General features: G+C 52.4%; 16 protein-coding genes and 5 pseudogenes. 10 read left to right on the top strand and 11 right to left on the bottom strand.

Annotation, left to right across the window (positions count from 1 at the left end; genetic code table 11):
• Positions 1 to 20: 20 nt before the first annotated feature.
• The gene (locus A0V43_RS07510; RefSeq protein WP_063192777.1) at positions 21 to 1049 is read right to left on the bottom strand and encodes a TRAP transporter substrate-binding protein; all 1029 of its coding nucleotides are present in this window, start codon (positions 1047 to 1049) and stop codon (positions 21 to 23) included.
• A 469-nt stretch (positions 1050 to 1518) separates the two neighbouring features.
• Positions 1519 to 2466, bottom strand: a complete 948-nt coding sequence (locus tag A0V43_RS07515; RefSeq protein ID WP_013523972.1) for an aldo/keto reductase family protein — start codon at positions 2464 to 2466, stop codon at positions 1519 to 1521.
• Positions 2467 to 2763: 297 nt separating this feature from the next.
• On the opposite strand from A0V43_RS07515, the gene A0V43_RS07520 reads away from it, so the two are divergent.
• The 6 genes and pseudogenes from A0V43_RS07520 (at position 2764) to A0V43_RS07545 (ending at position 8249) form a co-directional block, all read left to right on the top strand.
• Positions 2764 to 3492, top strand: coding sequence for an amino acid ABC transporter ATP-binding protein (locus A0V43_RS07520; RefSeq protein ID WP_015375048.1), 729 nt, complete (start codon positions 2764 to 2766; stop codon positions 3490 to 3492).
• Positions 3493 to 3520: 28 nt separating this feature from the next.
• Positions 3521 to 4366, top strand: coding sequence for a glutamate ABC transporter substrate-binding protein (locus A0V43_RS07525; RefSeq protein WP_063192778.1), 846 nt, complete (start codon positions 3521 to 3523; stop codon positions 4364 to 4366).
• Positions 4367 to 4453: 87 nt separating this feature from the next.
• On the top strand, positions 4454 to 5107 hold the full coding sequence (locus tag A0V43_RS07530) for an amino acid ABC transporter permease (protein ID WP_063192779.1): 654 nt from the start codon (positions 4454 to 4456) through the stop codon (positions 5105 to 5107).
• Between the two features lie 16 nt (positions 5108 to 5123).
• Positions 5124 to 5774 carry an amino acid ABC transporter permease gene (locus tag A0V43_RS07535; RefSeq protein WP_033025580.1) on the top strand — a complete coding sequence of 217 codons (651 nt, stop codon included), beginning with the start codon at positions 5124 to 5126 and terminating at the stop codon, positions 5772 to 5774.
• Positions 5775 to 6064: 290 nt separating this feature from the next.
• A pseudogene (locus A0V43_RS07540) lies at positions 6065 to 7320 on the top strand (sensor histidine kinase).
• Positions 7321 to 7349: 29 nt separating this feature from the next.
• Positions 7350 to 8249, top strand: coding sequence for a response regulator (locus A0V43_RS07545; RefSeq protein WP_063192780.1), 900 nt, complete (start codon positions 7350 to 7352; stop codon positions 8247 to 8249).
• Positions 8250 to 8366: 117 nt separating this feature from the next.
• On the opposite strand, the gene A0V43_RS07550 is transcribed toward A0V43_RS07545, so the two are convergent.
• Complete coding sequence (locus A0V43_RS07550; RefSeq protein ID WP_236930989.1) at positions 8367 to 8681, bottom strand: MurR/RpiR family transcriptional regulator; 315 nt, start codon at positions 8679 to 8681, stop codon at positions 8367 to 8369.
• A 129-nt stretch (positions 8682 to 8810) separates the two neighbouring features.
• On the opposite strand from A0V43_RS07550, the gene A0V43_RS07555 reads away from it, so the two are divergent.
• On the top strand, positions 8811 to 9338 hold the full coding sequence (locus A0V43_RS07555; protein ID WP_063192782.1) for a YceI family protein: 528 nt from the start codon (positions 8811 to 8813) through the stop codon (positions 9336 to 9338).
• Positions 9339 to 9391: 53 nt separating this feature from the next.
• Here A0V43_RS07555 and A0V43_RS07560 read toward each other — a convergent pair.
• From A0V43_RS07560 to shc, 5 genes and pseudogenes are all read right to left on the bottom strand, one after another.
• Positions 9392 to 10164 (bottom strand): annotated as a pseudogene (locus tag A0V43_RS07560) (3-hydroxybutyrate dehydrogenase).
• A complete protein-coding gene (locus tag A0V43_RS07565) occupies positions 10164 to 10469 on the bottom strand; it encodes a 4a-hydroxytetrahydrobiopterin dehydratase (protein WP_063192783.1) in 306 nt (101 codons plus the stop codon). The pseudogene A0V43_RS07560 and the gene A0V43_RS07565 overlap by 1 nt, the downstream one beginning before the upstream one ends.
• Before the next feature lie 2 nt (positions 10470 to 10471).
• On the bottom strand, positions 10472 to 11059 hold the full coding sequence (locus A0V43_RS07570) for a Uma2 family endonuclease (RefSeq protein ID WP_063192784.1): 588 nt from the start codon (positions 11057 to 11059) through the stop codon (positions 10472 to 10474).
• Positions 11060 to 11403: 344 nt separating this feature from the next.
• Positions 11404 to 12654, bottom strand: coding sequence for an esterase/lipase family protein (locus A0V43_RS07575; RefSeq protein WP_063193832.1), 1251 nt, complete (start codon positions 12652 to 12654; stop codon positions 11404 to 11406).
• A gap of 230 nt (positions 12655 to 12884) precedes the next feature.
• A pseudogene (gene shc / locus A0V43_RS07580) lies at positions 12885 to 14737 on the bottom strand (squalene--hopene cyclase).
• A gap of 88 nt (positions 14738 to 14825) precedes the next feature.
• Between shc and A0V43_RS07585 the strand changes: the two are divergent.
• From A0V43_RS07585 to A0V43_RS07595, 3 genes and pseudogenes are all read left to right on the top strand, one after another.
• Positions 14826 to 15976, top strand: a pseudogene (locus tag A0V43_RS07585) (DUF2515 domain-containing protein).
• Entirely contained in the window at positions 15966 to 16361 is a 396-nt protein-coding gene (locus A0V43_RS07590; protein ID WP_063192785.1) for a CBO0543 family protein, read from the top strand. The pseudogene A0V43_RS07585 and the gene A0V43_RS07590 overlap by 11 nt, the downstream one beginning before the upstream one ends.
• Positions 16362 to 16512: 151 nt before the next feature.
• Positions 16513 to 17269, top strand: a pseudogene (locus tag A0V43_RS07595) (rhamnogalacturonan acetylesterase).
• Between the two features lie 159 nt (positions 17270 to 17428).
• Here A0V43_RS07595 and A0V43_RS07600 read toward each other — a convergent pair.
• The 3 genes from A0V43_RS07600 to A0V43_RS07610 form a co-directional block, all read right to left on the bottom strand.
• A complete protein-coding gene (locus A0V43_RS07600; RefSeq protein ID WP_063192786.1) occupies positions 17429 to 18406 on the bottom strand; it encodes a bile acid:sodium symporter family protein in 978 nt (325 codons plus the stop codon).
• A 141-nt stretch (positions 18407 to 18547) separates the two neighbouring features.
• On the bottom strand, positions 18548 to 20326 hold the full coding sequence (locus A0V43_RS07605; protein WP_063192787.1) for an adenine deaminase C-terminal domain-containing protein: 1779 nt from the start codon (positions 20324 to 20326) through the stop codon (positions 18548 to 18550).
• A gap of 87 nt (positions 20327 to 20413) precedes the next feature.
• The gene (locus A0V43_RS07610; RefSeq protein WP_063192788.1) at positions 20414 to 20863 is read right to left on the bottom strand and encodes an acyl-CoA thioesterase; all 450 of its coding nucleotides are present in this window, start codon (positions 20861 to 20863) and stop codon (positions 20414 to 20416) included.
• Positions 20864 to 20879: the final 16 nt, after the last annotated feature.

Here is a 20879-nt window from a genome sequence, read left to right on the forward strand (position 1 = left end):
CTTTTGACTTTTGGCTTATCTTATTCCGCCTCTGCTTTGATTCTCTTATACAAGTCTTCAGCCCAGTCATATTTTTTGAACAGCTCGTCATATAGCGGCTGCACAGCTTTTTCCATTTGCTTCACAAACTCATCGCTAGGAGTGGTGAATTTAATCCCATGTTCTTGCAAAAACTTCTTGTCTTCCTCGTAGCTCTTTTCCATCAGTTCAAATTCATAGTTGGCTGCCTCTTTAGCTGCTTCTTGAATAATTTTCCGTTGTTCGTCCGTCAAACTGTCCCAAAACTTTTTATTGACCACATACACATTCGGGCTAAACATATGCTTTGACTCCAATACATCTGTTTGAACTTCGTACCACCCGGAAGCCCGCAATGTCGCAATTGGGTTGTCTTGCCCGTCTACCACTTTTTGCTCTAAAGCAGTGAACACTTCCGAAATCGGCAATGGGGTCACGTTAGCTCCCAACAATTTTCCAATCGTAATATAGTTGGGGATATTAGGCATCCGCAGGCGCAATCCTTTAAAATCGTCGATTGAGTCGATCGTTCTATTTGAAGAAAACATCCGGAACCCATTTGCACTCCACGCCAGCGGAACAACACCATGTTTCGCCTCAAGCTCTGCAGTAATTTCTTTTCCGATCGGACCATTCAACACTTTTTTCACATGTTCAAAATCTTTGAATAAGAACGGCCATTCAGGAACTCCCATTTTAGGGATGTCATTTTGCATAATCAACCCCGGAATCCCCATCTCAATCGTGCCATTGCGAACACCGTTGTAAAACTCTTGCTCTGCACCTAAAGCACTATTGGGATAAATCTCGACCTTAAGACTGCCGCCGGATTTCTCCTCAACGATCTTTTTAAACTTTTCACGCAACGCAACATTTTGTGGGTGACTTTCGGCAAAATAATTGGCCACCTTGATTACCCTAGTTCCACCTGTTTTCCCTCCGACCGTTGATTTGGATCCGGAGCTCCCGCAGCCGGAAAGCAGCAGAAGCAACAAGGATAAGATTGCCGAAAAAACTGCCATTCGTCTCATGATACCATCAACTCCTTTTGCAACACTGTTTTTATTAGAGAAAAATATGAGGGTTAACTACTATTAAGCCAGATATTAAGCGCTTTCAGAAAGTGCTTTCAAAAAGCAAGTTTCTGAACCCGTTTCTAAACGTTGGAAGATACCTGTTTAAAAAACTAACATCGTGCGGTTTGATATAGTAGAACTCGGTTTTGAAAACAGCGAAAAAATTAAAAGGCGTCTAATTGATTATGTTTTATATTATAAAACGAAGTTTATCAATGTAGTTCATCAGGCCTGATATTTTTATGTTAATCAAAATTTTCCGAACAGTCAATATAAAAAATGAAATTTGCCCTTATTTCTGTACAATGGCGCTGTTTATTTCAACAAAGGAAAATAAAAGTCCTCCTGAACACAATTAACAGCCATAAAAAATGCCATCCTCCCGACCCAAACCTCATCTTCGGGAGAACGGCTCGTTGGCCTGCTACGCCAAAATCCCCTCAATTTTCTCCAACACATCTTCGCTGAGCACGACATCGACCGCTTTGACGTTCTCTTCGACTTGTTCCGGGCGGCTGGCGCCGATTAAGGCGCTGGCGACGTTCGGCTGGCGCAGCACCCAGGCGAGGGCGAGCTGGGACAACGTAATGCCAAGCTCAGCCGCGATTTTTTCGAGTTGTTCCACTTTCGTTAACACTTCGTCATTGAGCAATCCTTGAATAAACGTATTCGCTCTTGGATCAGCGGCGCGGCTGTCCGCCGGCAACGCTTGACCTCGTTTGTATTTGCCGGTCAGCACCCCTTGGGCGAGCGGCGAGAAGACGATTTGACTGATGCCGTTTTGTTCGCACACCGGGATGACTTCCTTTTCAATATAACGGTGAAACATGTTGTACTGCGGCTGGTTGACGACGATCCGATCGAGCAGGTAGCGGTCGGCCACGCCGAGCGCCTCTTGAATTTGTTGGGCCGTCCATTCGCTCACGCCGACATACAGCACTTTTCCTTGGCGGACGAGGTCGTCGATCGTGCGCAACGTCTCATCGACCGGCGTTTCTTTGTCATAGCGGTGGCAGTAGTAGATATCGACATAATCCAGTTGCAGCCGCTTTAAGCTCGCATGGAGCTGCTCAAACACATGCTTGCGCGACAGGCCGCGGTCGTTCGGACCATCGCCCATCGGCCAAAACACTTTCGTCGCGATGACATACGATTCGCGCGGATATTTGCGCAGCGCCTCGCCGACGATTTTTTCCGCTTCCCCGCGCGCGTAGACGTTCGCCGTGTCAAACGAGTTGATGCCAAGTTCGTACGCCTTGTCAATGACGCGGATCGCGGTTTCTTTTTCCACTGAATTTCCATATGTAAGCCAGCTGCCTAAACTAATCTCACTAACTTTCAGCCCCGTGCGGCCGAGTTTTCGATACTTCACCTTCGCCCCCCTCTCCTTTTGACGGCAATCAATTCCAAATTCTTCATGTCCTAATTATAATCCTTGGCTGTTTATTTGCAAAGATATTTGCCTCACTATTCAAAAAACATGTAATGTCTGAGAAAACGGGCCAAAACGGCGCCGAATCCGACCTACAGCCGCAAGGGCAGTCAGTTCTTCTTCAAGTTTCACATCAGAAAAACAAAAATTTTTGTAGATTTCCGTAGATTTTCGTAGATGCGCATTTACAATCAATTCGAAAAACATTCACAAATTTGTCACAAAGGAGGGGGGCTATTGATTTATTTCCACCAAGTCAACAAATACTACGGCGATTTTCATGTGTTGAAAGACATTAACTTGACGATCAACCAAGGGGAAGTCGTCGTCATCATCGGGCCATCCGGCTCGGGCAAAAGCACGCTCGTGCGCTGCATCAACCGGCTCGAGACGATCTCAAGCGGCGAATTGATCGTGGACGGCGTCAAAGTGAACGACAAAGGCGTCAACATTAACGAACTGCGGCGCAATATCGGCATGGTGTTTCAACATTTCAACCTATACCCGCACATGACTGTTTTGCAAAACATCACGTTGGCGCCGCGCAAAGTGCTCGGCATGTCCGAAAAAGAGGCGAATGAAATCGCCATGTATTACTTAGAAAAAGTCGGAATCCCAGACAAAGCGAACGCCTATCCGTCCGCGCTGTCCGGCGGCCAGCAGCAGCGCGTCGCCATCGCCCGCGGATTGGCGATGAAACCGAAAATCATGCTGTTTGACGAGCCGACATCGGCGCTGGACCCGGAAACGATCGGCGAGGTGCTCGATGTCATGAAGCAGCTGGCGAAAGAAGGGATGACGATGGTTGTCGTCACCCACGAAATGGGGTTTGCCCGCGAGGTGGCCGACCGCATCGTCTTTATGGATCAAGGGCGCATTTTAGAGGAAGCGCCGCCTGAGGAGTTTTTCGCGGCGCCGAAAGAGGAGCGGGCGCGCGTGTTTTTAAGCCGCATTCTAAACCATTAATTCCGGTCAATCAAAGGGGGTTTTGTTCATGAAAAAGAAAACATGGAAATGGTGGATCGCCGTCGCCTTGACGGCCTTATTGAGCGCTGTCGCGTTGACGGGCTGCAGCACGACGGACAAAGGGGAAGGCGGAACATCGTCAGAAAAAACGGAAGCGGCCAATACGCTTGAAAAAATTAAACAACGCGGCAAGCTTGTTGTTGGCGTCAAATACGATCTAAACTTATTCGGGTTGAAAAACCCGGAAACGGGCAAAGTCGAAGGATTTGACATTGATATTGCCAAAGGGCTGGCGAAAAAAATTCTCGGTGATGAAAACAAAATTGAATTGAAAGAAGTGACGTCCAAAACGCGCATCCCGATGTTGAACAACGGGGAAATTGATGCTATTATCGCCACGATGACGATCACCGAGGAACGGAAAAAAGAAGTCGATTTCTCGGATGTGTACTTTATGGCAGGCCAATCGCTGCTTGTGAAAAAAGACAGCCCGATCAACAGCGTGAAAGACTTGAAAAAAGGCATGACGGTCTTGACAGCGAAAGGATCGACATCGGCGGAAAACATCCGCAAAGTCGCGCCGCAAGTCAACGTGCTTGAATTTGAAAACTACGCGGAGGCGTTTACCGCATTGAAAGCCGGCCAAGGCGATGCGCTCACAACCGACAACGCGCTGCTTTGGGGCATGGCGAAACAAGATCCGAACTATCGCGTCCTGGATGAAACGTTCACCGAAGAACCGTACGGCATCGCCGTCCGCAAAGGAGACAAAGAACTGCTGCAAGTCATCAACGAATACTTAAAAGAAATTAAAGAAAACGGCGAATACGATAAGATCTACGAAAAATGGATCGGCAAAAAGCCGCAACAATAACAGGCGAAACGGTGGGCGGAACATATCCGCCCACCTGTTTGCCCAAAGGACAGGCCATGAGTCAGCGAGGAAAGGAGGCGTTTAGCCTTGTTGCGCTATTCTATTTTAGTTGAACATTGGGATTTGTATATGCAAGGGTTTGGCCATACGATCAAGGCCAGCGTGCTGGCGCTGATCGGCAGCTTGGCTTTAGGGACCTTCATCGCCATTTTCCGCATCGCGCCGATTCGCCCGCTCAATTGGATCGGAACGGCGTACGTGGAATTTATCCGCAACATCCCGCTTGTGTTGATCGTGTTCGTTTTTTTTATGGGCTTGCCCGCCGTCGGCATTCGCTTTGACTCGTTTACCGCCGGAACGCTCGGACTGATGGTGTATACCGCTGCTTTTATCGCCGAAGCGATCCGCTCGGGCATTCAAGCCGTTCCGAAAGGACAAATGGAAGCGGCGCGTTCCTCCGGGTTGACCTACTTACAGGCGATGCGTTACGTCATCTTGCCGCAGGCGGTGAAAATCGTCATTCCGCCGCTTGGCAACCAGTTCATCAACTTGGTGAAAAACTCTTCGGTGCTTGGCGTCATCGCCGGATTGGATTTAATGTATTACGGCGACTTGATTTCCTCGAAAACGTTCGTCACCTTTGACGTTTATATTTTCGTCGCCTTGTTTTACCTCGTCTTAACGATCCCGCTCAGCCTTGGCGTCGGCTACTTAGAGCGCCGGTTGCTCAAGGCGCGGTAGGAAAGGAGGCCAAATGATGGATTTTGCCGGTGCTTACGCGCCCGCCCATTTGAAGTTTTTGCTTCAAGGGTTTCTCGTCACATTGGAAGTGGCGTTCATTTCGATTGTGTTGAGTTTTGTCTTTGGCATTATCATCGGGGTCATTCGCTATACGAAAATTCCGGTGCTTTCCCAATTGCTCGCCGTGCTGGTCGAAACGATCCGGAATTTGCCGCTGTTATTAATCATTTTCTTTACGTATTTCGCCCTTCCGGAAGTTGGATTAAAGCTGGATAAACTATATGCCGCCATTTCGGCCTTGGTCATTTTTGAATCGGCCATGCTGTCGGAAATCGTCCGCAGCGGCCTGCAGTCGATCGATAAAGGGCAAATCGAAGCAGCCCGTTCATCAGGGCTCACGTATGGGCAGACGCTATGGTACATCATTTTGCCGCAAGCATTGCGGCGCATGGTGCCGCCGATCGTCAGCCAGTTTATTTCCTTATTGAAAGATACGTCGCTGGCCATTGTCATTTCGTTGCCGGAATTGATGAACCATGCGCAAATCATTAACGGCCGCAACGTCAATTTTGTCATCCCAATTTTCATCCTCGTGGCGTTCATGTACTTTATCGTCAACTATTCGCTGTCGCTCGTTTCGCGCCGGTTGGAATACCGCCAGCGATAAGGAAACCGTATCCCCTTTTTTAGCTGGGGCATACGGTTTTTTCTTGCCATTCGCTGCACCGCTCGCTCCTTGAGCGTTCATTTCCATCACTCGTTGAGGCGCCAAAAGGGGAATGAAGATTTTTTCACGAAAATCATCCGTTGTTTTCGCTTTCCTGTTATATAATAGAATTGGAGATTCGTTCACGACTTTCACAAAGGCGGTGACGTCCACTGACACCAGCGAAAAAAGAACCGCTTTGGCTTCTTTTGCTTTTGCTTTCGGCTGCTGCGTTTCTCGGTGAAATGAAAATGAACCCGTTTGACAGCCCGTTTCGCGTCTCACTCGGCAGCGCCGTCTTTTTTCTCGGGCTTGTCGCCTTTCGCTCCCTTTCACCGCTTGTCATCGGCGCAAGCACCGGAGCAGCGGTCGTTGGGTTTCGTGTCTTTCTGGACTCGTTGACCGGAGAAATGTCGATTTCTGAGAGTCTGCTGACCCATCTCCCGGCAGCGGGGTATTATATCAGCTTTTCCATGATGGCGGCTGCTGTTCGGTTTCGCCAACGAATGGCCGCACCGATTCGGGCTGGAACGGTTGGAGCAGCGCTCGACTTTTTGGCGAACACCTGTGAACTAGCGATCCGATATGGGATGGGCGAGCCGTTTGCCCTAAGCGGCCAAACGATCATCGTCTTATGGTTGTTCGCCATTTTGCGCAGTTTTTGCGTGATTGGCGTTTACAATATGTGGGTGACAAAGCATGTCCGTTCACTCGCTGAAGCGAGAAAGCAAGAACTCGAGCGGCTCATGATGGTGAGCAGCGGATTATACGAAGAAATGTTTTACTTGCAAAAATCAATGGCTCTCATGGAAGACATGACGCGCCAAAGCTATGACCTTTACTCGCGGCTGATCGAACGAAAACACGTTGAACCGCGCGTCGCCCTGGAGCTTGCCGAACATATTCACGAGACGAAAAAAGATATGCAACGTATTTTCGCCGGCCTGTCTAAGCTCATCGGCCGCCAATCGGTGCGCGGACGCGTGCCGATCGCCGAACTGTGCGCCATGGTCATTCGCGCCAATGAAAAATACGCCAACTTATCCGGAAAAACGATCACCTTTTCGTACAACGGCCATATCGATCTTATGACCGATCAGCTGTATCCGCTTCTTTCCGTGCTCAACAACTTAGTATCCAATGCCGTCGAAGCCATTGAGAAGGCAGGCGACGTCACCTTGCATGCGCGTCTCCGCGGAAGCGAGCTGATCATCGAAGTGGAAGACACCGGCCCCGGCATTGCGGCTGATGACATCGCCTGGATTTTCCAGCCCGGATTTACAACGAAATACGACCGCCAAGGCAATCCGTCAACAGGCATCGGTCTTACCCATGCGCGCGATATCGCCCAAACACTTGGGGGCATCTCCAGCTTGTCAAAAGCGAGCCGGGGCAGACGGTGTTTCGTCTTGCCGTGCCGACAGCCCGCCTCCTGCAAGACACACCGTCCGCCGCCGAAATGTTCTCCGATCGCAACGCTGATCGGCAAGGAAATGCCGTCATATAGGCAAGTCAAGGAAGGGAGAGAACAGGAAGATGGGGCTCCGTTTTTTTCTAATCGAAGATGACCCTGTTGTGAGAAAGATGCTTGAAAAATTGATTCATGAATCCGGGCTCGGCGAGGTGGTCGGCTGTGCAGAAGATGGGCTAAACGTCCGCGCGGCCGACTTGCTTCACGTAGACGTCGTGCTCATTGACTTGTTAATGCCGGGGCGCGACGGAATTCAGACGATCAAAGCGCTGCGCCAAGAAGGATTTCCGGGGACATTCATCATGATCTCGCAAGTGGAAAACAAAGAAATGATCGGCCAAGCCTATTTGCATGGCATTGACACGTACATTCAAAAACCGATCAACCGCTATGAAGTGCTGTCCGTGCTGAAACGCGTCGCCGATCATCTCTCCGCCGTCCGCTCGCTCGAGTCAATCCGTCAAGTGCTCAAAGGGCTTGAGCCGCAAACGGCTGACACCGCCGTTTCCAAGCCGTCCGCCATGGAACAGCAGGCTGAGCAGCTTCTCCTTCTTCTCGGGGTCGCTGGCGAAGCGGGCAGCGCGGATGTGCTTCTTGTTGTGCGCTGGTTGGCCGAGCAAGAAGCAAAAGGCCTTCCCGTCCGTGAACTGCCGCCGCTGAAAGAACTGTATGCAGAACTCGTCGAGCGGGAATACGGCCTGTCCCCTGGCGAAACCGCCAAGGAAGCGCGGGCGATGGAACAGCGCATCCGCCGCCTCGTCCTGCAGGCGTTCACCCATCTCGCTTCCCTCGGCCTGACTGACTACACGAACCCGACGTTTGAGCATTTCGCACCTAGGCTGTTTGATTTCGGTGACATCCGCCGGCGGATGAATGAACTCGAGCGCGGCCAAATGGAGACGGAATGCCGGATGAATGTGCGGAAGTTTTTAACGGCTTTTTTTCTCGAGCTGAAGCGCGTCTAAAAGGCTGGTAAAAAATAGCTATTTCTTTTCAATCGGCGATCCTCGGATGCGAAGAAGAACAACGTTTTATAAGGTTTCCCAATTTGAAACGAGGTATGATGAAGCTGCGCTTCCTTTTCAATCACCAGCCTTCTCAATCATGATGATGCTGCCTTGAGAACAGGTCAATCTTTTTTTCCGTCGCCATGCCAACAGCCAACTGCGCCTCTCTTCACTAGCGACGAATGAGACAAAACGAACGACGCTCGCTTCACTTGTGTCAGCCGCCTGAGCCAAATCCTTCGTCGTCATATTTGGCACGAGCTCGGCATGATCGAGAATGTAGGCGGCTACCTTTTTTTCCGCCGGTGAAAACCGTTCCATTTGCTGTTCAATTTTCGCTAAAATGCCAAGTTCATTCATCTTTTTCTCCCTTTCCGTCCACCGTTTCATCTTCATCTTATCATGGATGGGCGTCTGTTCTCCACGCCAATAAAAACTTTAATAAAAAATATTTGAATTCGAGATATATGTTTGCTATGATAATGATGTGATCATTACGTGAACAAGAGGAGGAGAACGATGACGACCTTTCAACTCGACAAAGCGCACAGCTCTGTCGCCTTCCAAGTGAGACATATGATGATCTCCAAAGCGAAAGGGGAATTCACCAACTTTGACGTTGAGGTCGAAGGCGACATCAACGAACTCGAGTCGCTGAAAGTGAAAGCGACGATTGACGCCGCCTCGATCGATACGAAAAACGCCGACCGCGACAATCATCTCCGCTCGGCCGACTTTTTCGATGTCGAAAACCATCCAACGATCACCTTTGTCAGCGAATCGGTGCGCAAGCTGTCCGACACGGAATATGAAGTGACCGGGAAGCTGACGATCCGCGGCGTGACGCGAACGGAAACGTTCAAAGTCGAGTACAACGGCCAAGTGAAAAACCCGCTCACCGGCGGCATCTCGGTCGGTTTTGATGTCGAAGGAACGATCAACCGCGAAGACTACGGGTTGGTATGGAACGTCGCGCTCGAAACTGGCGGATTCCTCGTCGGGAAAGAAGTCAAAATCCTCGCGAGCTTTGAATTCTCTCTTAGCTGAACGACCAAGCAACAAGCCCTTAGCCTTTTGCGAGGCTAAGGGCTTATTGCGCTTCATTGCGCCGTATACCCGCCATCGATCACGACCGCCTGGCCGGTGACGCCTTTAGCTTGTTCGCCCGCCAAAAAGAGGACATAATGGGCCACCTCTTCAACCGACAGCAGCCGCCGCTGCGGCACAAGCGGGTAAATCACTTCCTCCAGCACTTTTTCAAGCGGCACGTTTCTTGTCGCCGCCAAATCCGCGAGCTGGCCGCGGACGAGTTCAGTGTCCACATAGCCCGGGCAAAGGGCGTTCACCGTAATGCCGTATGGCGCCCCTTCTAACGCCGCCACTTTCGTTAAGCCAATCACCCCGTGCTTCGCGCTGTTGTACGCCGCTTTGCCGGCAAACCCGACGAGCCCGTTGATCGACGCCATATTGATGATGCGGCCGTAGCGCTGTTGTTTCATAATGGGAAACGCATGCTTGATGGCCAAAAATGGGCCGACAAGCATGACGCGAATGAGCTGTTCAAATTTTTCCGTCGGGAAATCCTCGATGTTCGCCACATGTTGCAATCCGGCGTTGTTCACGACAACATCAAGGCGCCCCCAACGACTGACGGCCTCGTTGATCGCTTGCTTCACCTCTTGTTCAACCGTCACATCACATTTCACGCCGACCGCTTCATAGCCCAACTCCCGAAGCGACTGAGCAGCTTGCTCGACTTCTTCCTGGCGCAAATCAACGAGCACCACGTTTGCACCATGTTCCGCCAACGTTTTCGCCACTTCATAGCCAATCCCCGCGCGGCTCCCGTGATGAGTGCCACTCGCTTTTCCATTATTCCCCTCCACCCTGCTTCATCTGGTTATACACCTCATCATACTGCTTCGCCAAGTCAAAATCGAGCTTCGTCAGCCCTTTCGCCCGCCATGAGGACAGTTTCACGGTGATGAGCTTGTAGTCGATCGAAATGAATGGGTGGTGGTTGGCGTCTTCCGAAATCGCGGCGATTCGCCGGACAAACTCGATTCCTTGCAAGTAGTCTTGAAAACGGTATTTTTTCACAATCCACCGCTCATCGGCCAGCTTCCAGCCGTCCGCTTTTTCAAGCAACTCTTGCACTTCCGCTTCTGTCAGCCGCATCTTTACCCCTCGCTCCCGATATTTTGAAATACGTCAGTCAACGGAATGGACAACTCCACAAACAAAAATGAGGCAAGCATGTCGCCTTCGCCAAAGACGCTCCGCTTCTCGTACCCTTTCTCACCGCGGCCGTACACTTCCACCGTTCGATGCAGCGGATCGACGATCCAATACTCCTTGACGCCAAACTGTTCGTACAACATATACTTTTCGTTCCGATCTTTCAACGCTGTACTTGGCGAAAGCACTTCCACTACCAAGTCATGCGGACCATCGCAGCCTCGGCTGCCCATTTTGCTTTGATCGCAAATGACGGAGATATCTGGCTGCACGACATGCTTCGCCTGTTCATAGTCCGCCTGTTCATCAAGGCGTACATCAAATGGCGCCATGACAACCGTGCATCCTTTTTCACGAAAAAATGCCCGCAAAGCGACATACAATTCACCGACGATAAACTGGTGGACAAATGAAGGGGCCGGTGCCATGTTGTAGGGCACGCCGTTGATCAGCTCCCACCGTCCGTCCCACTTGACATAATCTTGATACGTATACCGTTCCTTTTGCCGCTCGGGCGGCTTCACGTCCATTCCCCCATCCGCTTGCTTTACCCTTATTATACCATCGGACATCCGCGGCCGTCATACAACATAATGCGCTTCTGTGAAAATGCACGTGCTGGGATGGGTCATTTTTATCCTTGGGTAGAGGGCAAACCGTTGCCCATGGACCTTTTCCGTGAACATGCATACTTCTTGATAGTCATTTTCATCCCCGGGTTTAGGGGAGCGAGTCGCCCATGAGACTTTTCCGTGAACATGCAGGACTGACGCGTGAATTTCATCCCCGGGTGGAGGGCAAAGCGCGCTGCCCATGGAACTTTTCCATAAAAAGAGCCATCCGATCGAGATGGCTTTTTTGCAAAATACTCGTTTTAAGGCTGCAAGCTCGCCAACTGCTCGGCAAGCCGCAAATAAAAGGCGCGAATATCAAATGACGGATTCGGGTCAACGCCGATGATTTCCAAATGGTCGACATTGTACGTTCCCATATCATTCCAAACCCCTTTTTTCAACGTCCCGTCATACGGCACGATCCGATCGTTTGATCCACGCTTCGGACCGTTCATCGAAATGGTATTGACAATGCCGTCGTTCTCAAGCCAATGACTGTCAATGCCAAGCGTCGGATTGCGGTACGAACCGAGAAACGGAGCGCATACGACCGCGCTGAATGCATTCATCCCCAGTTCGGGATAATAGTTGCCTGTGAGCGCTCCGCGATACGTCCGTTCTGTAGAGAAACTCAAATAATACGTATTCGGGCTTGCTTGCACCCATTGATTCAACTTCTCAGCTCCGGAAACGGATAAATCGTAGCGGGCGGTATCGGTCGATGTCCAGACAGGGGAGCGCTTGAGCCGTTCAAAATAATGGTCGAACGATTCGCCCGGCTGACGGCGCAGTCCCCATTGGTCGAGCTTAAAATCGTATACTTGACTCGTGTACGGCACGTTGCTGGCGACAGCCGCCGCTTCCAACACCGCTTTTTGCAAGTCAAAAAAGCGATCGGTGAAATCAACCATGTTGACAAGCGTTGTCCCGTCATGAGGAGTGGCGATGGTCGTCACACTCAACACAAAATGATGTCCACCTTCAAACAACGGTGACAACGACACGTTGTGCGCCTTGGCGTACTCCCGCTCTTCTTGGCTTCCGTTCTCTAGGAGCGAGACAAGCATGCGGGCCGTCTGCCCCCCTTGGCTGTGGGCGATGATATGGATGCGGCCACCCCTTTTCAATTCCGGCAACAGGCCGGGATAAGTGCGGCCAAACCGCGCATGGCCGTGCTTTGCCGCATGGGCTGCCCCATAATCGACCGTCCCGCCGACAAGCTGAGCATACGCTTCACACGCCCGGTCCCAGTTGCTCGAGAGCGGTCCGACCGCCAGCGTATACGTTCGATAACCGTTGTCGTTCAGCCATTGTTCGATATCGCCGCGCACGCCGCCCCAATACTTGAATCCAAACATTTCCTCTCGTCCCCATCCGGTAAACCCATGGAGAAGCACAATCGGCGCATCATTGGCGCGTAGGGATGCCGCTTCCGTCCGCCCTCCCGGGACCGATAGGCCGAACACAAAGCATAATCCGAGCAACACAACCATCACCCGGCAGCCTTTCATCATCCTATCCTTCTCCTCCCCTCACATAAACGGAATCTTTTTGTTCATAATTACCTGAATATTCTATATATATCAACCAACTGATTCAATCCCGGCAATTGTCGGGTTTTTCTGTGAGAGAAAGAGAAAAGCGCATGTTTGTGCCGTCATATTTCGTTTCTCGCTGACAGCGAGAGGGTGATGCACTATGCCATGGCAGCGTTCCATCACCGCCTCGTACGGACGGTTGGCTAATCCACAAACGGTCCGAACTTTTGCTCATAGTGGGCGAGCGCCAACAGCGGAAAAATGTAGCGGTAGCTATGATAATGGATGTAAAAGGCGCCGGCCATTCCTTGCCCAACGGGATACGAAGCCGTCCAACTCGGATGGCGAAGAAGGCGAATAAGGGAGCGAAAGCCGGCTTTCATTTCCGGGGTCGTCTGTTTGGCGGCGGCGATGAGGGCATCAAGCGCCCAGGCGGTATGGACCGGCGTGCTGGCGCCAAGCGGCACATACGTCTTGGCTCCGTCGCTTTTGCACGATTCCCCCAGCCGCCATCAGCATTTTGGATGCTTAAAAGCCAATGAACAGCTTTTTGCATCGCCGGGTGATCGATTGGAACGCCGACAGCCGAAAGCCCCGTCACCGCCGCCCATGTGCCATACACATAGCAAATCCCCCAGCGCCCATACCACGAACCGTCGGCTTCTTGATGGTCAAGCAGCCACTTGACGGCGCGGGCGACGGCGAGGTGGTCTTTCGTTAACCCGGCGAACGTCCCGAAATATTCGAGCGCCCGGCCGGTCAAATCGGCTGTTGATGGGTCCATCAACAAAAATTCCGCTCCTTCGATCGGCAAATACCACCAAAACCGTTTGCCGACGTTCTTTTCAAACGCCGCAAACCCGCCGTCATCGTTTTGCATCGAAAACAGCCACCGATTCGCCCGATCCCATGCATGGCGAAACGCCGTCTCTTTCGCTGCCGCCTGGCGGATGGCGCGCAGCGCAGCGGTCGTATCGTCAACGTCCGGGTTCATCGTATTCACATCAGAAAATCCCCAGCCGCCCGGTATACCGTACGGGTTGTGCACCGCCCAGTCGCCATAGCGGATATGCTGGCGCGACAACAAATAGCGGTTCGCTTTTTCAATCGTCCGATCGGTCGGCGGCACGCCAGCTTCCTGCAGCGCATAGCTCGCCAACGCCGTGTTCCAAACGGAAGCGGTGGTATATTGCATATGCACATGCCCGTCGATCTCGGTGCGAAACGAACGCAAACCACGGATAGCCCGCTGAATATACGGATCATCTTTCGGATAGCCGAGCGCGAGCAGCGCAAAAATCAACAAAAACGTCGAGCTGAAATAGCTGTACAGCGTTCCGTCCGGCTCAATATGATCAAACATATAACGGACGGCGCGCTGTTCGGCGGCATGATGCAGCTGGTTCGGAAGTCCGATGAGAGATCGCCTGATGTACGACCATAGCGATCGGCTTTCAGGCAGCCGCCAGTCGTTGCGGGAAACAACCAAATCGGACAAGTCTGGGCTTTTCGCCGTCCTCCGGCTGTACCGTCGCTCCGCGGCGACGAGAAGCGGAATCATGTTCGCTCTTCCGTACACGGAAAGGTCATACATATTGAGCGGAAACGACGGGGGAAGAAGGAAAAATTCAAGCGGCAACGGAAACCGTCTTGGCCACGGGTGCTGTCCAGTCAATGCGAGCATCACTTTCGTAAACAAGTGGACGCGTTCTAGGCCGCCCATTTCCAAAATGCGCATTTTTGCCTTTTGCATGTGCGAGTCGATTTTTTTTCGATATCCAGAGTAAAGCAAGGCATAATACGCCTCGGTTGTCGCCGTCACGTTGCCATCGCCTTCATCGGCAAACAACTTCCACGCCCCGTTCGCTTCCTGTCGGCTTTCGATCCGTTCGACAAGCGCTTGAATCAACGGTTCATCATCGATTCCGAGCGTCCGCAATAAAATGATCATATAGGCATCGGTGGAAATACCGGTTTCAAACGGAAACCGCCACGATCCGTCGGCGCTTTGCGACCGTTTGAGCGCATCGATGAGCGCACTTCGTTCATCCGTCACTATTCATCGCCTTCCTTTTTCGAAAATCTGCTTCTTTCCATATTTATTCGATTCGCAAACCCGCGATGCGCCAAGAGGGGGATTCATCATGCGTTGCCGAAAATCAAAAACCTCGTCTCTTCCCCTTTCTCTCGTTGATCTTTATCGGGAGCTGAAGAAAAAGAGAAAGAAAGGAGCAACAACGATATCACAACGCGATCTAACAGCCAAAGAGCAGCAGCTCATCCGCCGCATCCAGGCGATGACGGCGGAACAAAACGAAAACAATGTCACCCGGACAGCGGCTTACCTTGCGTTTTACTTGCGCCATCGCGAAATCCACTGGGCGTTTTTAGGGCATATGGTGTCGCGCAACGGCGGCTGGAATATGACCGACTTAAAAGGGGAACTGCTCATGAGGCTGCTCTCGGAAGGCGAGCGGCAGTCGTTTTTCGCCTTTTTGGAGCGCGGCAATTGGCTCATTTTTCAAGACATTTATCCACAGTTTTTGTTGTATGAGGAAAGCAAAAAGCGGGGGAGCCGTTATTTTATTTATTGCCGTGGCTTGGCGTCTCAACGTTTATGGAAACGGTATGGCGCCATTTTTGGAACCGCGGCGATCCGTATACACTGGCGATCGCCTTGGTTATTAATGAACAAAGCTACTTAGAACAGCGGGTCATCCAACATCCTGTGTTCCGGCAAACCGTCTTTCGGACCCTCGAATTTAAATTGCAAGAGTTGCTTCACTTCAACCATATTTTATTTCCGCATGACGATGGCCAGGGCGGCACCGCCTTGATCGGCCAAACACTCCACGAGTTTGAGTCGCTCCATGAACGCATTTTGCTTGGCAAACGGTTGTACTCGATTTTGTTTGACGATGAAGAAACATTGGAAAACGCTGTGCGCTGGGCGGTGCGCCATCCGCACACCGGCTCGCGCAAAGACTATTGGCCGCAGCTGTTTAACGACGTATGCGAATCGTTCCCACGGGAGCCGTACCGCCGCCGCATCCGCGATTGCCGAATCGTTCCCGGCGCCCCGCGCCTGTACAGCCCACAGCTTCGTCACGCGTGGAAAAACGTCGTCCATGAAGCAGCCGAACCCGGCGATTGGTTTACCGACCCGCACGTTGTCGGCTACCTTGTAAAACCGGAACGACCGACGAATGGAGAGATTGTGGATGCCTATTGTGAAACGCTCGAAAAAATGGAGCTGGCGATCATCGCCAAACACGCCTTCTTTCATGCGCGCTAGCCGCCGTCGCGCCTACGTGGCTTCCGCGCTGCTCGCCTCATGGATTGGGACGTACTTGGATTTATATTTGGTTGAAAAAGGGCTGTATACGTTCCCCAAACGGCCCTTTCCCTCCGTCTTTTCGATCGATATTTTCTTTACGGCCGTCGTTCTTCCGCTTGGCGCCGTCTTCTTTCTTGGCCTCATGGAGCGGCTTGGCCGCTTTGGGCGCATTGGGCTCATCGCTGCATTGGCGGCATTGGCGGCCGCATTGGAAGCCAAAGCCGAAATGTACGGCTTGTTCACCCACACGGCCGAATGGAGCCATTGGTATTCAGTTGCCGGTTACGCCCTTTTTCTTACAATAATATGGCATTTTTACCGCCGATTCCAAACGGTTGACTAGCACGAATGGCGCATAAAGGCCATGGCGGCGAGCAACGATAACGGGGGAACAAACCGAAAAGACGAGCCGCTGCCGGATAGGAGGAATCCGATTGAGAAGAAAAAAAGCCGCATTCCTTTGCTTGGCTGTCATCGCCGCCGGCGTTGCCCTCATCGCCCAACCGGACACGGACGGAAAAGCATCCAAAACGGGCGGACGGGCCGTCATAACGATCTACTTGGCGGGCGATTCGACCGTTGCCGCCGCTCCCCGCTCCCGCGCCCCGCGCGCCGGATGGGGTGAAATGCTCGGCGCTTGGTTTGATGACAACGTGATCGTCAAAAATATGGCCGCTTCCGGCCGAAGCGCGAAAAGTTTTGTCGAGGAGGGGCGGTTGGCCCGCCTGTTGCATGAGATGAAAAAAGGGGATTACTTGTTCATCCAGTTTGGTCATAACGATGAAACGGTGAACGCCCCGGAGCGCCACACCGAGCCGTTCACCACCTACCAGGCATATTTGAAACAGTATATTGACGGCGCCCGCACGAAAGGAGCAACCCCTGTCCTCATCACTCCGGTCGAGCGGCGGCGCTTTTCTGCCGACGGACGAGCGCTCAACTCGCATGGACTTTATCCTGCGGCCATGAAGGCGCTTGGAGAGAGAGCACGTTCCCGTCATCGATTTGACGGCAAAAAGCAGAAAACGGTTTGAACAGCTCGGTCCGGAGCGGACGAAACGGTGGTTTTTATGGCTCGCACCGGGCGAACATCCCAATTACCCGAACGGCATCAGCGACAACACCCACTTTCACCAGCGAGGGGCGAAGGAAATCGCCCGGCTCGTCGTGGAAGGAATTGTCGAACTCAACCTTCCTCTTCGCCACCACCTCATCCGTTCACCGGAACGGGAACATGCGCCAAGCCGCTAGGCCGGCTCAGCCCTGTCCCTCCACCGCAGCAGATCCATCGCCCATCCGCGAACTGATGCCGCCGGCAACGCCTTTCTTTGGCTTGCTGCCCATGCCCGTCCGGTCTCGGATGAGCAGTCTTTTTGGCCCCTCGCTCCCTCGCCGGACGCCGCTGTCCGCCTACCGGGCGCTTTCGACAAACGACGCCTGACGGCCCGACGACAAATGATACGTTTTGTCCAGCAGGCGATGGTACATCGACGCGAGCACTTGCTGAAACAGCATGCCAAGCACAACCGGCACGCTCACCGGCGGCGGAAAGTAAGTGATCGCCAGCACCGCGCCGGCGCTGATGTTGCGCATGCCGCCGGTAAACGTCAACGCAATGATGTCCGGCGGGGCAAATTTCAGCCAGCGGGCCGCCATCCAAGAAAGGAAATAACCGGAGCCCGCAATTACGAAGACGAGAAACGCCATGAAAACCAAGCGGGCGTCAGCATGACCAAAATACGGAGCGACAACCGCGCTATTGATCATGACAACAAGGACAAGCGCCAATTTGGAAAACGGCGACAATACCATGGCAAGCCGTTCATTTACCTGATTGGACAGCCGTTCGCTCACGAACATGCCGCCTAGCGACGGCAAAATGATCATAAAAAACAACCCGAGCATCATCTGCCAAACATCGATCTCAACCGCGCTTCCCACAAACAGCAGCAACGTCAGCGGCACAACAGCCGGCGACAAAAACGTATCAATCAAAATGACGGACAGCGCCAACGCCAAGTTCCCCCGTCCGAGCGACACCCAGATGAAGCTCGTCACCCCAGTCGGAATGGCCGCGGCCAGCACAAAGCCGATCACCGTCAGCCGATTGTGGCCGAAAAACAAATGCCCAAGCCCAAACGCCCAAAGCGGGATGACGAGGTGAAGCAAACATAACGCCGCCGCGATCGGACCAGGGTGGACGAACGCCTCTTTCAAATCAGCCAACCGCAGCCGCAAACTGCCGCTAAACGTCATAAACGCAAACAGCCACGGCACAAGTTCGGCATAATCGTGCAACTCTTTAGACAGCCATAAACCGATCGCCACGCTCGCCGGCGTCAGCAACGGCAACACCTTCTCAAGCCGGCGGTTGATCGATTGCCACATTGGTTTCATCTCCCAATCTGGTCATGAAGGGGTGTGCTCGCCTTTGCTATACCTACACCTCCCCATTATACACCGTGATCGCCCCATTGGAGCGACAAATTTTCGCCAAAACCGATGGACAACGATCGGCCAGCTCCTTAGCTATTTCGCCACTTTTTCCTCTAACCGTTTAGCCGGCAAGACGACCTCTCCTTTCTTCACATCATACAAACCGTACGGGATGAGGCGAAGACCTGGCAAAAAGTCGCACGTTAAAAACAAGAGCGTATACAAAATATCATGAAAAGGAAATCCACGTTTCTGGAGGACTGCAAGCAGTTCGTCATGGAAACGGACGGCCGTGCCAAACGAATGGTCAGTGGTCATCATGCCGGTAAACGGCAGCGGAATTTCCACCACTGTCTTGCCGTCATCCACGACGACAATCCCGCCACCCATCTCATACACTTTTTTCGCCGCTGCCGCCATCGCTTTCGGATTCCGGCCGATGACAAGCAGTTCTGTCGTTGTGTTGTACGTGGACGCCATGCCGTCGATGTCCACGGCAAACCGTTCCAAAATGGCTTGCGCAACCCATTGGCCATTGCGAGCGATCAACGAAGCGTACAACAGCCCTGGATGTCTGGAAAGGTCGGCATAACCGTTGACGGACGGAAGGTGGACGTCTTTTCGCTCGGTAATGACGTTGCTTTTGAAATAAGCGACCGGCACCGGCTTGTTTGGCCCTGGATGCGGATAGCGGTATAGATGCTCGTCCTCAAGCCGCTCTTTCGCAAACAAAAACGGCTTTTTCGACACATACCGATTCCAGTCGATGGCTGGCAGCGACGCGAGCAGCTTGCCGTCGCGGGCAACGATGCTTCCTTTGGAAATGACAAGCGACGGCTTGAACGTGACCAAATCTGGAAGCAGAAGAACATCAGCCAGTTTTCCGGGAGCAAGGCCGCCGATGTCATCATCAAGCCGCAAATATGTCGCTGCGTTGATGGTCGCCATTTGCAGGGCGGTCATCGGCGGCACACCGAGCTCCACGGCCTTCCGAACCAACCCGTCCACAAACCCTTCTCGCTCGATAAAACCCGGATGCGGACCGTCTGTTGTCATCGTGATTCGGTGCGTGCTGACCTTTTTCTCTGTGATCAAGCGGATGATTTCCGGGAAATCCGGGCGGAGCGAGCTATGACGAAGCGTCGTCCATAGGCCGAGCCGCAGCCGATGGAGCGCCTCTTCAGCCGTGATAGCTTCATGGCAGGCGCTGACGCCGCTTGCGGCAATGCTGTTGAGTTTCTCATACGAACAGCCGGCCGTGTGGCCATCAACGACTTTTCTCGCACGTTTCGCTGCTTCAATCGTATCGATTAAAAAAGGATCACCTTGATACAACAGCGGCCATCTTGTCACTTCCGCCGTCCCGACGACTTCATCCATCTCGAGCAGCTTTCGAATTTCCTGCGGGTCGAACCAATCACGCTCCCCTGAAAAATCAGCTTGCGACACCAAACGGACGAGCCAAAAGAAATTGCCCGGCAGCGCCCGCAAATCTTCGATCATCTGCCGAAAGCCATCGACGCCAAAGTGCAAATAAAAAAACAAGTCGTCGTTCACCGTCGTCGTCGTGCCGAGGGGCAACACTTTGGCCGTCATGCTGACGGGATTGTAAATCACCCATGGGTGAGCGTGAGGCTCGATGAATCCGGGTGAAACATACATCCCCTCTGCGTCGATGACGATCGTATGTTCATCGATCGCAACTTCGTTTTCCCCGACATAGGCAATTGCATCTTGATAAATGGCGACGTTTTGACGCAAAAATTCGCCCGAATAGACGTTGGCTACCGTTCCACCCTGAATGACGATATCGGCCGGACGGCGCCCTTGCGCCACTTCAATCAACTCCGTCCGCTTCGCTGTTCGAATCATAAGCCCTTTCCCCCTTCCTCAGCTTAGAGAAAAAGCAAGCCAAGACGCAGCAAGGCGAACTTGGCTTTCCCATTCCTTTCCCATTCATTAGGCATTCAGCAACGGATTCATATGGACACATGCCCCTACTCCGTCTTCCTCCAACAACTGCCGGACATCGTCGGGAATCGGCACGGCAAACATGCGCCCGTTCTCCTCTTTCACCCATCCTCTTAACTCAAAACCGTGGCCGGTCCGCACCTCTTTGCGAAACACTTCATGGCGCAGTTTAATCGTTTTGCGGTTGACCTCCTCCACCGTTGTCCGAATCGTAATAATGTCGTCGTAATACAATGGACGCTCAAACGTGCAGCCAACATCCAGCAACGGCAAAATGATATTCTGTTCTTTCATCAATTTCGCCGGCGGCAGCCCGATGCTACGGAAAAACTGATGTCCGGCAATATCGAACCATTTAAAATAGTTCGGATAATAGACGATGCCGGCTGCATCGGTATCGCCAAAGTTGACGCACAGCTGAAACTCGTTTTGCTTCATAGCCGATCGTTCCTTT

The organism is Geobacillus sp. JS12 (assembly GCF_001592395.1).
Lineage (GTDB): Bacteria > Bacillota > Bacilli > Bacillales > Anoxybacillaceae > Geobacillus > Geobacillus zalihae.

Bases quoted from the DNA above. Each gene is read 5' to 3' on its own strand.
- A0V43_RS07610 (WP_063192788.1), bottom strand. From the start codon at position 20,863: ATGAAGCAAAACGAGTTTCAGCTGTGCGTCAACTTTGGCGATACCGAT.
- A0V43_RS07545 (WP_063192780.1), top strand. From the start codon at position 7,350: ATGGGGCTCCGTTTTTTTCTAATCGAAGATGACCCTGTTGTGAGAAAG.
- A0V43_RS07590 (WP_063192785.1), top strand. From the start codon at position 15,966: ATGCGCGCTAGCCGCCGTCGCGCCTACGTGGCTTCCGCGCTGCTCGCC.
- A0V43_RS07570 (WP_063192784.1), bottom strand. From the start codon at position 11,059: ATGGACGTGAAGCCGCCCGAGCGGCAAAAGGAACGGTATACGTATCAA.
- A0V43_RS07555 (WP_063192782.1), top strand. From the start codon at position 8,811: ATGACGACCTTTCAACTCGACAAAGCGCACAGCTCTGTCGCCTTCCAA.
- A0V43_RS07600 (WP_063192786.1), bottom strand. From the start codon at position 18,406: ATGTGGCAATCGATCAACCGCCGGCTTGAGAAGGTGTTGCCGTTGCTG.
- A0V43_RS07575 (WP_063193832.1), bottom strand. From the start codon at position 12,654: ATGAAAGGCTGCCGGGTGATGGTTGTGTTGCTCGGATTATGCTTTGTG.
- A0V43_RS07550 (WP_236930989.1), bottom strand. From the start codon at position 8,681: ATGAAACGGTGGACGGAAAGGGAGAAAAAGATGAATGAACTTGGCATT.
- A0V43_RS07510 (WP_063192777.1), bottom strand. From the start codon at position 1,049: ATGAGACGAATGGCAGTTTTTTCGGCAATCTTATCCTTGTTGCTTCTG.
- A0V43_RS07535 (WP_033025580.1), top strand. From the start codon at position 5,124: ATGGATTTTGCCGGTGCTTACGCGCCCGCCCATTTGAAGTTTTTGCTT.
- A0V43_RS07525 (WP_063192778.1), top strand. From the start codon at position 3,521: ATGAAAAAGAAAACATGGAAATGGTGGATCGCCGTCGCCTTGACGGCC.
- A0V43_RS07565 (WP_063192783.1), bottom strand. From the start codon at position 10,469: ATGCGGCTGACAGAAGCGGAAGTGCAAGAGTTGCTTGAAAAAGCGGAC.
- A0V43_RS07605 (WP_063192787.1), bottom strand. From the start codon at position 20,326: ATGATTCGAACAGCGAAGCGGACGGAGTTGATTGAAGTGGCGCAAGGG.